The sequence below is a fragment of the Amycolatopsis sp. WQ 127309 genome, assembly GCF_023023025.1.
In the GTDB taxonomy this organism is placed as follows: Bacteria; Actinomycetota; Actinomycetes; order Mycobacteriales; family Pseudonocardiaceae; genus Amycolatopsis.
The window spans coordinates 6,017,282-6,032,686 of record NZ_CP095481.1; the positions used below are offsets into that span (position 1 = coordinate 6,017,282).

Consider the following 15,405-nt stretch of genomic DNA (forward strand, 5'->3'; position numbering starts at 1 on the left):
GGGGCAGGCCTGACATGGCGACCGAAGAAAAACTGGTGACCTACCTCAAGAAGGTCACCGCGGATCTGCACGAGACCCGGCAGCGCCTGGCCGCGGCCGAGTCGTCCGACACCGAGCCGATCGCGGTCGTGGCGATGAGCTGCCGGTACGCCGGCGGTGTCGACACGCCCGAGGCGCTGTGGCGGGTCGCGGTCGACGAGGCCGACGCGATCACGCCGTTCCCCGGCGACCGCGGCTGGGACCTCGACGCGATCTACGACGAGGACCCCGACCACCAGGGCACCAGCTACGTCCGCGAAGGCGGTTTCCTGGACCGGGCCACCGAGTTCGATTCGGCGTTCTTCGGCATCAGCCCGCGCGAGGCGCTGGCGATGGACCCGCAGCAGCGGCTGCTGCTGGAGACGTCGTGGGAGGTCCTCGAGCGCGCCGGGATCGACCCGGAGTCGTTGCGCGGCAGCAAGACCGGCGTGTTCGCGGGCACCAACATGCAGGATTACGCGACGCTCCTGCTGCTGGCGCGCGACGGCATGGAGGGTCACCTCGGTACCGGCAACGCGGCCAGCGTCGTCTCCGGCCGGATCGCCTACACCCTCGGTCTGGAGGGGCCGGCGGTCACTGTGGACACTGCCTGCTCGTCCGGTCTCGTGTCGCTGCACCTGGCCGTGCAGGCCCTGCGCAACGGCGAGTGCGGCCTGGCGATGGCGAGCGGCGTCGCGGTGATGTCGACGCCGGGCGCGTTCGTGGAGTTCTCGCGCCAGCGCGGGCTGGCCGTCGACGGCCGTTGCAAGGCGTTCGCCGAGGCCGCCGACGGCACCAACTGGGGTGAAGGCGTCGGCGTCCTGCTGCTGGAACGGCTGTCCGACGCGCAGCGCAACGGCCATCCGGTGCTCGCGGTCGTCCGCGGCTCGGCGGTCAACTCCGACGGCGCGTCCAACGGCCTGACCGCCCCCAACGGCCCCGCGCAGCAGAGGGTGATCCGGCAGGCCGTCACCGCCGCCGGGCTGGCACTGTCCGATGTGGACGCCGTCGAGGCGCACGGCACCGGCACCGCGCTGGGCGACCCGATCGAGGCGCAGGCGCTGCTGGCCACCTACGGCCGGAACCGGCCCGTGGGACGGCCGCTGTGGCTCGGCTCGCTCAAGGCGAACATCGGCCACGCTCAGTCCGCGTCGGGCATCGCCGGCGTGATCAAGATGGTGCAGGCGATGCAGCACGGTCTGCTGCCGAAGACGCTGCACGTCGACGCGCCTTCGTCCAAAGTGGACTGGACGGCGGGCGAGGTCGAGCTGCTCACCGAGGCGCGGCCGTGGCCGGAGACCGGGGCGCCGCGCCGGGCGGCGGTCTCGTCGTTCGGGATGAGCGGGACGAACGCGCACGTCGTGCTGGAGCAGGCGCCGTTGCCCGAACCGGCCGCTGCCCGGCCGGCGGAAGCCCCGAAGCTGCGTTCGTGGGTGCTCTCCGCGCGCAGTGGCGCGGCCCTGCGCGAACTCGCCGCGTCGCTGCGCGGGCAGCTGGCCACGGACGTCCGTCTCGACGACCTCGGCCACTCGCTGGCCGTCACCCGGACCGCCCACGAGCACCGGGCGGTGCTGATCGAGGCGGACCGCGCCGGGTTCGCCGACGCGCTGTCCGCGCTCGCTGCGGACACCGAGCGTCCCGGCCAGGTCCGCGGCACGGTGTCCGACGGCAAGCTCGCGTTCCTGTTCACCGGCCAGGGCAGCCAGCGCGTCGGCGCGGGTGCCGAGCTGTACCGGACCCAGCCGGTCTACGCGGCCGCGTTCGACGAGGTCTGCGCCGCGCTGGACGTCCACCTCGACCGGCCGCTGGCGACAGTCCTGAATGACGCCGAGCTGCTGGACCAGACGCGCTACACCCAACCGGCGCTGTTCGCCGTCGAGGTCGCGCTCTACCGCCTGGTCACCCACCTCGGGCTGCGGCCGCGGTTCCTGCTCGGCCACTCGGTCGGTGAGCTGGCCGCCGCGCACGTGGCCGGGGTGCTGTCCCTGGCCGACGCCGCCGAGCTGGTTGCCGCGCGGGGCCGGCTGATGCAGGCGCTGCCGTCGGGTGGTGCGATGGTGGCGATCCAAGCGACCGAGGACGAGATCACGCCACACCTCTCGGACCGGGTGGCCATAGCCGCGCTGAACGGCCCGAACTCGACCGTCGTCTCGGGTGACGAAGACGCGGTGCTGGCGGTCGCGGAGCAGTTCGCCGACCGCAAGACGAAGCGGCTCACCGTGAGCCACGCGTTCCACTCGCCGCTGATGGACCCGATGCTCGACGAGTTCCGCAGGGTGGCCGAGTCGCTGTCCTACGGTCAGCCGGTTGTCCCCATCGTCTCGAACGTCACCGGTGAGCTGGTCACGTCGTTCGACGCGGACTACTGGGTCCGCCACGTCCGTGAGGCCGTCCGGTTCCTCGACGGCATCCGCACTCTGTGCGCGAACGAGGTCGACACGTTCCTCGAGCTGGGTCCCGACGCCGTGCTGTCGGCGATGGGCGCCGACTGTGCCGATGACGCCTCCTTCAGCTCGGTGCTGCGCGCGGACCGGCCGGAGGAGCGCACCCTGCTGACCGCGCTGGCCGAAGTCCACGTGCGTGGCCCGGTTCCGGACTGGGCCGCGCTGCTGCCCGATGGCCGCCGCGTCGAGCTGCCCACCTACCCCTTCCAGCGGTCCGTGTACTGGCCAGAACTCGCCACCTCCGGCCCCGGCGACCTCACCTCGGCCGGGCTGAACGCCGTCGAGCACCCGCTGCTGGGGGCCGCCGTCGGGCTGGCCGACGGCGACGGCTTCCTCTTCACCGGCCGGCTTTCCCTGCGTTCGCACCCGTGGCTGGCCGAGCACCGGGTGTCCGGCCCGGCCGTGCTGCCCGGCACCGCGTTCGTCGAGCTGGCCGTCCGCGCCGGTGACCAGGCCGGCTGCGACCACCTCGAAGAGCTGACCCTGCAGGCCCCGCTGGTGCTGCCGGAGACCGGCGGCGTCGCCGTCCAGCTCGCCCTCGGCGCGCCGGACCACGACGGCCGCCGCAGTCTGACCGTCCACTCGCGACTCGACGACGAGCCCTGGACCCTCCACGCCTCCGGCGTTCTGGCTACCGCGAATCAGTCCACTCAGGACGGACTCACCGAGTGGCCCCCGGCCGACGCGGAGCAGGTCGACCTGACCGGCTTCTACGACCGGACCGTCGAGCGCGGTTTCGGCTACGGCCCGGTCTTCCGCGGCCTGACCACGGCCTGGCGGCGCGGCGACGATGTGTTCGCCGAGGTCGCGCTACCCGCCGGCACGGACGCCGCGCCGTTCGGGCTGCACCCGGCGTTGCTCGACAGCGCCCTGCACGCGGTCGGCCTGGGCCGCTTCCTCACCGAGACCGGCGGCGGCAGCCTGCCCTTCGCGTGGACCGACGTCCGGCTGCACGCCACCGGTGCGTCCGCACTGCGGGTCCGGCTGAGCCGGGCCGGGACCGACGCCGTCGCACTCACCCTGGCCGACGCCGAAGGTCGTCCGGTCGCCTCGATCGGGTCCCTGGTCCTGCGGCCGGTGTCGGCCGAGCAGATCGCGGCCGCCCGGACCCGGGGCCACGACAGCCTGTTCCGCGTCGACTGGACCGCCGTCCCGGCCACCCCGGCGCGGCACGAGTACGTCCTGGCCGGCCCGGACGAGCTGGGCCTCGACGGCGCCGCCGAGCTGGGCGACGACGTGCCCGAGGTGGTCGTCGCCGGGTTCGCCGGAGACGACGCGGCGGAGCGGGCACTGGCCGTGCTCCAGGAGTTCTTGTCCGATTCGCGGTTCGACGAGTCCGCGCTGGTCGTGGCCACGCGGGGCGCGGTACCGGTCGACGAGACCGGCGTGGCCGACTTGGCCGCGGCACCGGTCTGGGGCCTGGTCCGGTCCGCGCAGTCGGAGAACCCCGGCCGGTTCTTCCTGGTCGACCTGGACGCGGCCGCGGGCATCGGCGACCTGGTCGCGGCGGCCGCCACCGGCGAGCCGCAGACCGCCATCCGTGACGGCGCCATTCTCGCCCCACGTCTGGCGCGGGTCGCCCGGGCGGACGAAACGCCGTCCGACCTGGACCCGGACGGCACGGTCCTGATCACCGGCGGCACCGGCGCGCTCGGCAAGCTGTTCGCCCGGCACCTCGCCGAGCGTCACAGCGTCCGGCACCTGCTGCTGCTCAGCCGCCGCGGCGCCGACGCCGACGGCGCGGCCGAGCTGGCCGCCGAACTGGGGGACCGCGTCACCTTCGCGGCCTGCGACGTCGCGGACCGCGACGCCCTCGCCGCGGTGCTGGCGGGCATCCCGGCCGCGCACCCGCTGACCGCGGTCGTGCACACCGCCGGGGTGCTCGACGACGGCGTGATCTCGGCGCTCACCCCGGAGCGGCTCGCGACGGTGGCCCGCCCGAAGGCGGCCGCCGCGCTGAACCTGCACGAGCTGACCGCGGACGCCGACCTGCGCGCGTTCGTCCTGTTCTCGTCCGCGTCCGGCATCACCGGCAGCGCCGGGCAGGCCAACTACGCGGCCGCCAACACCTTCCTCGACGCCCTCGCCGCGCACCGCCGCGCCCAGGGCCTCACCGCGACGTCGCTGGCCTGGGGCCTGTGGGCGGCGGGCGGCAGCATGGCCGCGTCGCTGGACGACGCCGACCGCGCCCGGATGAACCGCGCCGGCGTGTTAGCGCTTTCTGCCGAGCAGGGCACCGAACTGTTCGATACCGCGCTGTCCACATCGGACGCCGTGCTCGTGCCGATGCGGATCGATCCCGCCGTGCTGCGGGCCGAGGCGTCCACGGGCGCGCTCGCGCCGATCATGCGTGGGCTGGCCGGCGTGCCCGTCCGCCGCATGGTGGACACCGCCGCGGCCGCCTCGACGCTGGGCTCGCGGATCGCCGAGCTGTCCCCGGCCGACCGCGACACCGCGCTACTGGACCTGGTCCGGACGCAGGTCGCGCTGGCCCTCGGGCACGCCCATGCGGGCGAGATCGAGCCGGGCCGGGCGTTCAAGGACCTCGGGTTCGACTCCCTCACCGCGGTCGACCTGCGCAATCGCATCGCCGCCGCGACCGGCCTGCGGCTGCCCGCGACACTGGTGTTCGACCACCCGAACCCGGCCAAGGTCGCCGGGTACCTCGGCGGCGAGCTGACCGGCGGCCCAAGCCGCGCACGCGTCGCCGTGACGACGTCCGGCAGCGACGAGCCGATCGCGATCGTGGCGATGAGCTGCCGCTACCCCGGCGGCATCGCCAGCCCGGAAGACCTGTGGCGGCTGGTGCTCGACGGCGGCGACGGCATCTCGCCGTTCCCCGGCGACCGCGGCTGGAACCTCGACGCGCTGCACGACGTCGACCCGGATTCGTCGGGCACGTCCTACGTCCGAGAAGGCGGTTTCCTGCACAACGCGGGCGAATTCGATCCGGCCTTCTTCGGGATCAGCCCGCGTGAGGCGCTGGCGATGGATCCGCAGCAGCGGTTGCTCCTGGAGACATCGTGGGAGGCGTTCGAGCGCGCCGGGATCCCGGCGGAGTCCGTGCGCGGCACGCGGACCGGCGTGTTCGCCGGCGTGATGTACCACGACTACGCGTCGCGGCTGCACACGACCCCGCCCGGCGTCGAGGGCTACCTCGGCACCGGTGGGTCGAGCAGCATCGCGTCCGGCCGCGTCGCCTACACCTTCGGTCTCGAAGGCCCGGCGGTCACGGTGGACACCGCGTGCTCGTCGTCGCTGGTCGCGCTGCACTGGGCGGCCAAGGCGCTGCGCTCGGGCGAGTGCGAACTGGCGCTGGCCGGCGGGGTCACCGTGATGTCGACGCCGGGGGCGTTCGTCGAGTTCAGCAAGCAGCGCGGGCTGTCGTTCGACGGCCGGTGCAAGTCGTTCGCCGCCGCGGCCGACGGCACCGGCTGGTCCGAGGGCGCGGGCATGCTGCTGCTGGAGAAGCTGTCCGACGCGCGCCGCAACGGGCACCCGGTGCTCGCCGTCGTCCGCGGCTCGGCGCTGAACTCCGACGGCGCGTCCAACGGCCTCACCGCGCCGAGCGGGCCCGCACAGCAGACCGTGATCCGGCAGGCGCTGGCCGAAGCGCGGCTCGCACCGTCCGATGTGGACGTCGTCGAGGCGCACGGCACCGGCACCACGCTGGGCGACCCGATCGAGGCGCAGGCCCTGCTGGCGACCTACGGTGCCGAGCGCACCGGCGAGCCGCTGTGGCTCGGGTCGTTCAAGTCGAACGTCGGGCACACGCAGGCCGCGGCCGGTGTCGGCGGGATCATCAAGGTCGTCATGGCGATGCGCCACGGCGTCCTCCCGCGCACGCTGCACGTCGACGAGCCGACCCCGCACGTGGACTGGGCGTCCGGCGCGGTGGAGCTGCTGACCGAGCAGCGGCCGTGGCCCGAGACGGGCCGGCCGCGTCGTGCGGCGGTGTCGTCGTTCGGCGTCAGCGGGACCAACGCGCACACGATCATCGAGCAGTACCCGGAGCCTTCTCCGGTTGTCGCGCCGGCGTCGATGCCGGTGGTGCCGTGGGTGCTCTCGGCCAAGACGCCCGAGGCGCTGCGCGGCCAGGCCTCGAGGCTGTTGGACTTCCTTGCCGAGGAGAATCCTGCCGACGTCGGCTTCTCGCTGGCGACCGGACGGGTCCGCTTCGCGCACCGCGCGGTCGTGACCGGTGCGGACGTCGCCGAGCTGCGTGCCGGGCTGGAAGCGGTCGCGCGCGGTGAGTCCGGTGCCGTGGCCGGCGGTGGGCTGGGGTTCCTGTTCACCGGCCAGGGCAGCCAGCGGGCCGGGATGGGCCGGGAGCTGTACGCGGCCTACCCGGTGTTCGCGACGGCGTTCGACGAGATCGCCGCCGGGCTGGACCTCGACGGGGACGTCGACCAGACCCAGTACACGCAAGCGGCGCTGTTCGCGCTGGAAGTGGCGCTGTTCCGGCTCTACGAGTCGTGGGGCCTGCGGCCGGACGTGCTGGTCGGCCACTCGATCGGCGAGCTGGCCGCGGCGCACGTCGCGGGCGTCCTGTCGCTGCCGGACGCGGTGAAGCTGGTGTCGGCGCGAGGTCGTCTGATGCAGGCGCTGCCGACGGGTGGCGCGATGGTGGCTCTGGACGCGACCGAGGACGAGGTCTCGGTATATCTGTCAGACCGTGTGACCGTCGCCGCGCTGAATGGCCCGTCATCGACGGTCATCTCGGGTGATGAGGACGCGGTGCTGGCCGTGGCGGCGCACTTCGCCGACCTGGGCCGCAAGACGAAGCGGCTGGTCGTGAGCCACGCGTTCCACTCGCCGCTGATGGACCCGATGCTGGCCGAGTTCCGCGGTGTAGCGGAGTCTCTGTCATACCGTAAGTCGGCTATACCGATCATCTCGAACGTCACCGGTTCGCCGATCGCGGAGTTCGACGCGGACTATTGGGTGCGGCACGTGCGTGAGGCCGTCCGGTTCCTCGACGGCGTCCGCGCGGCGGCGGCCCGGGGCGTCACGACGTTCGTCGAGCTGGGGCCGGACGGCGTGTTGTCGGCGCTGGGTCAGGAGATCGTTCCCGACGCGACGTTCGTTCCGGCACTGCGCAAGGGCCGTCCCGAGGCACACACCGCGGTGGTCGCGCTCGGCGTGGCGCACACGACCGGCTCCCCGGTCGACTGGGCGGCGCTGTTCGACGGCGCCCGCCGTGTCGATCTGCCCACCTACGCCTTCGAGCGCAGCTGGTTCTGGCTGCACGCCCCGGTCAGTGCCGCCGACGTCGCCGCCGCGGGCCTGGTCGCCACTGGGCACCCGCTGCTCGGCGCGGCCGTCGAACTGGCCGAAGTGGACAGTGTGCTGTTCACCGGACGGCTGTCCGTGGCTGCCCAGCCGTGGCTGGCTGAACACCAGGTGCACGGCGCGATCGTGCTGCCCGGCACCGCGCTCGTCGAGCTGGCCTTGCGGGCCGGCGCCGACCTCGGGTGTGCCCGGATCGAAGAACTGACCCTGCAGCAGCCGATCATCCTGCCCGCCGACGGCGAGGTCACGGTGCAGCTGACCCTCGGTGCCGCCCTCGGCGACCGCCGATCGCTGGCCGTCCACTCGCGCATCGGCGGCGAGCCGTGGGTTCGCAACGCCAGCGGCACCCTGGTGCCGGAGAGCGTGGCGCGAGTGTCCGATGGGGAGTGGCCGCCCGCTGGGGCCGAACCGGTCGACGTTGCCGGCCTCTACGACGCGCTCTACGCCACCGGTCTCGGTTACGGCCCGGTGTTCCAGGGCCTGCGGGCCGCTTGGCGCCGCGGTGGTGAGGTGTTCGCCGAGGTCGCGCTCGACGCCGACGTCGAGTCGTCGCGCTTCGGGGCGCACCCGGCCCTGCTCGACGCGGCTCTGCACGGCATCGGCCTCGGCGTCCTCGACGCCGATGGTGCCCGGCTCCCGTTCTCCTGGTCCGGGGTCTCGCTGCACGCCACCGGTGCGTCCGCGCTGCGGGTGCGGCTGACTGCGGCGGGCACCGACGCCGTCTCGATCGAGGCGACCGATCCCGCCGGGCAGCCGGTGCTGAGTGTCGATTCTCTGGTCCTGCGCCCGATTCAGGCCGCGCAGCTCGCCGGGGACCACCTGCCGCTGTACAAAGTGGACTGGACGGCCGTCGCTGCCGGTGCTGAGCCGGATCCGGCGACTTACGCCGTGGTGGCCGATCTCGCCGAGCTGACCGAGGTGCCGCCGGCCGTCGTGGTCGAGGTGTCCGATGTGGACCGCACTCTGGCGCTCGCCCAGGAATGGCTGTCCGACGAGCGGTTCGCGGAGTCCGCGCTGGTCGTGGTCACCCGCGGCGCGGTTGCCGCCGGTCCGGACGACCGGATCACCGACCTCGGCGCGGCCGCGTCGATCGGCCTGATCCGCACCGCCCAGACCGAGAACCCGGGCCGGTTCACGCTGGTCGACGCCGGTGACGCCGACGTCGCGCGCATCCTCGCGGCCGCCGGGAGTGGCGAGCCGCAGACGGCGATCCGCGAAGGCAAGGTGCTCGCGCCGCGCTTGGCCGTGGAGACCCCGGGTGCGCCGGTGACGTTCCGGCCCGACGGGACCGTCCTGATCACCGGCGGCACGGGCGCACTCGGTTCGCTGTGCGCCCGGCACCTGGTGACCGCGCACGGTGTGCGGAACCTGCTGCTCGTCAGCCGCCGCGGCATCGACACCGGACTGGGTGCCGAGCTGCGGGAGCTGGGCGCCGAGGTGACGTTCGCGGCCTGCGACGTCGCCGACCGCGACGCCCTCGAAGCGCTGCTTGCCGAACACCCGGTGACCGCCGTCGTGCACACCGCCGGTGTCCTCGACGACGGCGTGCTCGGCTCGCTGACCCCCGAACGGCTCGCCGCAGTGCTGCGCCCGAAGGCGGACGCGGCGCGCAACCTGCACGAGCTGACCGAAGACCTCGACGCGTTCGTCCTGTTCTCCTCGGCCGCCGGCGTCTTCGGCGGCGCGGGCCAGGCGGCCTACGCCGCGGCCAACAGCTACCTCGACGCGCTCGCGGCGCACCGCCGTGAGCTGGGCGAACCCGCGACGTCGCTGGCCTGGGGCCTGTGGGCCGAGACCGGCGGCATGGGCGGCACCCTCGACGAGGCCGACCTGCGCCGGCTGGAGTCGTCCGGGGTCGCCGCGCTGTCCACTCAGGACGGTCTCCGGCTCTTCGACGCCGGGTTGGCCGCCGACCAGGCCCAGCTCGTGCCCGTCCGGCTGGTGCTCGACGTGCTCCGGACGCAGGCGGCGTCGAACGGGACGGTGCAGCCGCTGCTGCGCGGCCTCGTGCGGGTTCCGGCCCGCCGCGCCGCTGCGGCCGCTGAGCCCGGTTCCCTCGCGGCGCGGCTGGCGACGGCCGAGGACCGCGACGCGCTGGTGCTCGACGTCGTCCGTGCGGAGGTCGCCGGGGTGCTCGGCCACGCCACGCCGGACGCGATCGGCGCGCGCACCGCGTTCACCGAGCTCGGCTTCGACTCGCTGACCGCGATCGAGCTGCGCAACCGCCTCAACGCGGCCACCGGGCTGCGGCTGCCCGCGACGCTCGTCTTCGACTACCCGACCCCGGAGGTCCTGGCCGCGTTCCTTGCCGCCGAACTGCTCGGCACGCAGGAGCGGGAGACGGTCGTGGCCGCGGCGTCCCATGTGGACGAACCGATCGCGATCGTCGCGATGGCCTGCCGGTACCCCGGCGGCGTCCGCTCGCCGGAGGAGCTGTGGCGCCTGGTCGAGACCGGCGGCGACGCCGTCTCGGAGTTCCCCGCCAACCGCGGCTGGGACCTCGCCTCGCTCTACGCCGAGGACCGCGGCCAAGCCGGCACGAGCTACACCCGCCACGGCGGGTTCCTGCACGACGCCGACCAGTTCGACCCGGCGTTCTTCGGGATCAGCCCGCGCGAGGCGCTGACCATGGACCCGCAGCAGCGGCTGCTGCTGGAGACGTCGTGGGAGGCGTTCGAGCGCGCCGGCATCGACCCGCACGCGGTCCGCGGCAGCCGCACCGGCGTGTTCGCCGGCGTGATGTACAACGACTATTCCGCGCTGCTGCACACCGTTCCGGCCGGCGCCGAGGGCTACCTGGGCACCGGGACGTCCGGCAGTGTCGCGTCCGGCCGGGTCGCTTACACCTTCGGGCTCGAAGGCCCGGCGGTCACCGTGGACACGGCCTGTTCGTCGTCGCTGGTGGCACTGCACCTCGCGGCGCAGGCCCTGCGGCAGGGCGAGTGCGAGCTGGCGCTGGCCGGCGGGGTCGCGGTGATGTCGACCCCGGCCGCGTTCATCGACTTCAGCCGTCAGCAGGGCTTGGCCGAGGACGGCCGCTGCAAGGCGTTCGCCGCCGCGGCGGACGGCACCGGCTGGTCCGAAGGCACCGGAATGCTCCTGCTGGAAAGGCTTTCCGATGCGCGGCGCAACGGGCACCCGGTGCTCGCGGTCGTCCGTGGGACCGCGGTGAACTCCGACGGCGCGTCCAACGGCCTGACCGCGCCGAACGGCCCGTCGCAGCAGCGGGTGATCCGCCAGGCGCTGGCCAACGCGCGCCTCGAACCGTCCGATGTGGACGCCGTCGAGGGGCACGGCACCGGCACGGTCCTCGGCGACCCGATCGAAGCGCAGGCGTTGCTCGCGACCTACGGCGCCGAGCGCACCGGCGAGCCGCTGTGGCTGGGCTCGCTGAAGTCCAACATCGGGCACAGCCAGTCGGCGGCCGGCGTGGGCGGCGTGATCAAGATGGTCCAGGCCATCCGCCACGGTGTGCTGCCGAAGACGCTGCACGTCGACGAGCCGTCGCCGCACATCGACTGGTCCGCCGGCGCGGTCGAGCTGCTCACCGAGCAGCGGGCGTGGCCGGAGACCGGGCGGCCGCGCCGGGCGGCGGTGTCGTCGTTCGGGTTCAGCGGCACCAACGCGCACACGATCATCGAGCAGGTCCCGGCCGCGGCGGAACCGCCGGTTGCGGACGTGGCCGGGCCGCACCCGTGGGTGCTCACGGCCCGCGAGCCGCAGGCCCTGCGCGACCAGGCGCAGCGGCTGCGCGCCCACCTCGACGCCCACCCGCAGCTCGGCCTGGCCGAGATCGGCCGGGCCCTGACGGACACGCGGGCGTCGTTCGACCACCGCGCGGCCGTCGTCGCGGACGACCGGGACGGCTTCCGCGCCGGGCTGGGCGTGCTGGCCCGTGGCGAGCACGCACCGTCCGTTGTGGAGGGTGAGGTGACGACCGGCGGGCTGGCCGTGCTCTTCACCGGGCAGGGCAGCCAGCGGGCCGGGATGGGTCGCGAGCTGTACGACACGTACCCGGTGTTCGCGGCCGCACTGGACGCGGTGTGCGCGGAGTTCGACGGTCCACTGCGGACGGTCGTCTTCGAGGACGCGGCCGCGCTCGACCGCACCGAGTACACCCAGCCCGCGCTGTTCGCGCTGGAAGTCGCACTGTACCGGCTGTTCGAGGACTGGGGGGTGCGGCCGGGTCACCTGCTCGGCCACTCGGTCGGCGAGATCGCGGCCGCCCACGTGGCGGGGGTGCTGTCGCTGGCGGACGCGGTGAAGCTGGTTTCGGCGCGGGGACGCCTGATGCAGGCGCTGCCCGAAGGCGGCGCAATGGCGGCGATCCAGGCGACCGAGGACGAGGTTTCGGGATATCTGTCGGACCGGGTGACCATCGCGGCGCTGAACGGCCCGGCGTCCACGGTCATCTCGGGCGATGAGGACGCCGTGCTGGCGGTGGCCGAGAAGTTCGCGGACCGCAAGACCAAGCGGCTGGTCGTGAGCCACGCCTTCCACTCGCCACTGATGGACCCGATGTTGGAGGAGTTCCGGGGTATAGCGGAGTCTCTGTCTTACGGTAAGACCGTTATACCGATCGTCTCGAATGTCACCGGCGAGCTGGTGACGGAGTTCGACGCCGAGTACTGGGTCACTCACGTCCGCGCGGCCGTCCGGTTCACCGACGGCGTGCGCGAGCTGGCCGCCCAGGGTGTCACGACGTTCCTCGAGCTGGGACCGGACGCCGTCCTGACGGCGCTCGCCCAGGAGAGCGCCACCGGCACCTTCGTGAGCGCGCTGCGCTCGGGTCGGCCCGAGCCGCTCACCGCGGTCACGGCGCTGGGCACCCTCCAGGTGCGCGGGCACGTCACCAAGCCGTTCGGCCCGGCATCGACCCGGCCGGTCCCGCTGCCGACCTACGCCTTCCAGCGCCAGAGCTTCTGGCCCTCGGCGGGCGCACCGCGACCGGGCGACGCGAGCGCGTTCGGCCTCGCCCCGGGCGGCCACCCGCTGCTCGGCGCGACCGTCGCGCTGGCCGGGGGCGAAGGACTCGTCGCGACCGGCGTGCTGTCGACGCGGACCCACCCGTGGCTCGCCGACCACGCCGTCCAGGGGGTGATCCTGCTGCCGGGCACCGCCTTCGTCGAGCTCGCGCTGCGAGCCGGCGACCAGGCGGGCTGCCCCCGGATCGAGGAGCTGACCCTGGAGACGCCGCTGATCCTGCCCGAGCAGGGCGGCGTCGCGGTGCAGGTCGGCGTCGGCGCGCCGGACGAGGATGGGCGTCGCCCGGTGACCGTTCACTCGCGACCGGAGAACACCGGGGACCCCTGGACGCGGCACGCGGCCGGGACGCTCACCGCCGAGCCGGGACCGGCCGCCGCGGACCTCGAGTCCTGGCCGCCGGAGGCCGAGCAGGTGCCCCTGGACGGCTGGTACGAGGCCTTGGCCGGCGCCGGATTCGGGTACGGCCCGGCGTTCCAGGGCCTGCAGGCCGCCTGGCGGCGCGACGGCGAAGTCTTCGCCGAGGTCGAACTCGCCGAGGAGACCACCGGGTTCGGGCTGCACCCCGCCCTGCTCGACGCCGCGCTCCACGCGGTCGGGCTCGGCACGCTGGTCGAAGACACCGGCACCGGCCGCCTGCCGTTCTCCTTCACCGGGGTCGGCCTGCACGCCACCGGGGCGTCCCGGCTGCGCGTCCGGCTGAGCGGCGCGGGCAAAGACGCGGTCAAGCTGGACATCGCGGACGCCACCGGCGCGCCGGTCGCCACGATCGACGCCCTGGTGCTCCGCCCGGCGGGGCGGCTGGCCCCGGCCCGCTCGGGGTCGCTGTTCCAGCTGGGCTGGTCCGGCGTCCCGCTGGCCGCGCAGCTGCCCGGCACCTGGGCGATCGCCGGTGACGACCCTGCGTTGGCGGATGCCCTGCGAGCGAGTGGCGTCGAAGTCCGCGAGTACGAGGACTTCCTTTCCGCAACCGACGACGAGGTCGCTCCGGACGTCCTGGTGCTGCCGTGCGAGGCGGGCCCGGCCGACGCCGGCGCGGTGCGGCTGGCCGTCTTCCGCGCGCTGGCCCAGGCCCAGGCCGCCCTGGCCGACGACCGTCTGCTGGACACGAAGATCGTGTTCCGGACCCGGTACGCGGCCGGCCCGGACGCCGACGACCTCGCGAACGCCGCGGTCTGGGGCCTGCTGCGATCCGCGCAGTCGGAGCACCCGGACCGCCTGGTGCTGGTGGACGCCGACGACCAGGACGCGTCGCTGCGCGCTTTGCCCGCCGCACTGGCCACCGGCGAGCCGCAGCTGATGCTCCGCCGGGGGGTGGCGAGCGCGCCGCGGCTGGCGCGTGCCGAGTCCGCTGTCGAGGGGCTCGCGTCCCTCGACCCGGCCGGAACGGTGCTGGTCACCGGGGCCACCGGCGCGCTGGGCGGGCTGTTCGCCCGGCACTTGGTCACGGCGTACGGCGTGCGGAACCTGCTGCTGGTCAGCCGCCGCGGCACCGACACCGGGCTCGGCGCCGAACTGCGCGAGCTGGGCGCCGCGGTGACGTTCGCGGCCTGCGACGTCGCCGACCGCGACGCCGTGGCGGCGCTGCTGGCCGAGCATCCGGTGTCCGCGGTCGTGCACACCGCGGGTGTCCTCGACGACTGCACGTTCGCCGGGCTCGACCCCGACCGCCTCGACGTCGTGCTGCGGCCGAAGGTCGACGCCGCGCTGAACCTGCACGAGCTGGCCGGGGACGTCGACGCGTTCGTTCTCTTCTCGTCCGCGGCGGGCACGATGGGCAACGCCGGCCAGGCGAACTACGCGGCGGCCAACGCTTTCCTCGACGCGCTGGCCGGGTACCGGCGGGACCAGGGCTTGCCGGCGACGTCGCTGGCCTGGGGCCTGTGGGCGACCGAGGGCGGCGGCATGGGCGCCGACGCCGACGTCAAGCGGATGTCCCGCGGCGGGGTGGCCGCGCTGACCGAAGACGAAGGCCTGGCGCTGTTCGACGCCGCGCTGGCGTCCGGGGAACCCGCGTTCGTGCCGATGCGGCTCGACACCGGGCTGGTCCAGGCCCGCGCGGCGACGCACGGGGTGCCCGCGGTCCTGCGCGGCCTGGTCCGCACTCCGGCCCGTCGCGTGGCGGCCGAGGCGGATCCGGCCGCCGCGGTGCACGCCGCACTGTCCGGAGTGGACGGTGCGGACCGGGTCGCGCTGCTGCTGGACCTCGTGCGTTCACAGGCCGCAGCGGTGCTCGGGCACAGCGGAGCGGAGGCGATCGTCCCGGCCCGCGGGTTCCTCGAGCAGGGGTTCGACTCGCTGACCGCACTGGAGCTGCGCAACCGGCTCGGCACCGCGACCGGCTTGCGGCTGCCCGCGACGCTGCTGTTCGACCACCCGAGCCCGGACGTCCTCGTCGCGCACCTGGCCGGCGAGCTGGGCGCCGTCGACGCAGGGGGCCCGGCGCCGGTGCTCGCCGAGCTGGGCCGTCTGGAGACCGCGCTCGGGGACGCGCTGACCGGGCTGGACGACGACGCCCGCGCCGGGCTCGCCGTCCGGCTGCAGGCGTTGCTCGGCCGGTGTGCACCCGCGTCCGCTGTGGACGAATCGGTCTCGCGGCTCGGTTCGGCCAGCGACGACGAGATCTTCGACTTCATCGACAACCAACTCGGCATCTGAACGGGACGCA

1 protein-coding gene is annotated in these 15,405 nt (G+C 74.1%); it reads left to right on the forward strand.

The window, feature by feature from the left end:
• Positions 1–14 precede the first annotated feature (14 nt).
• Positions 15–15,395, forward strand: a complete 15,381-nt coding sequence (locus MUY22_RS27920; RefSeq protein ID WP_247049347.1) for a type I polyketide synthase — start codon at positions 15–17, stop codon at positions 15,393–15,395.
• The last annotated feature ends 10 nt before the right edge of the window (positions 15,396–15,405 follow it).

Bases quoted from the DNA above. Each gene is read 5' to 3' on its own strand.
- MUY22_RS27920 (WP_247049347.1), top strand. From the start codon at position 15: ATGGCGACCGAAGAAAAACTGGTGACCTACCTCAAGAAGGTCACCGCG.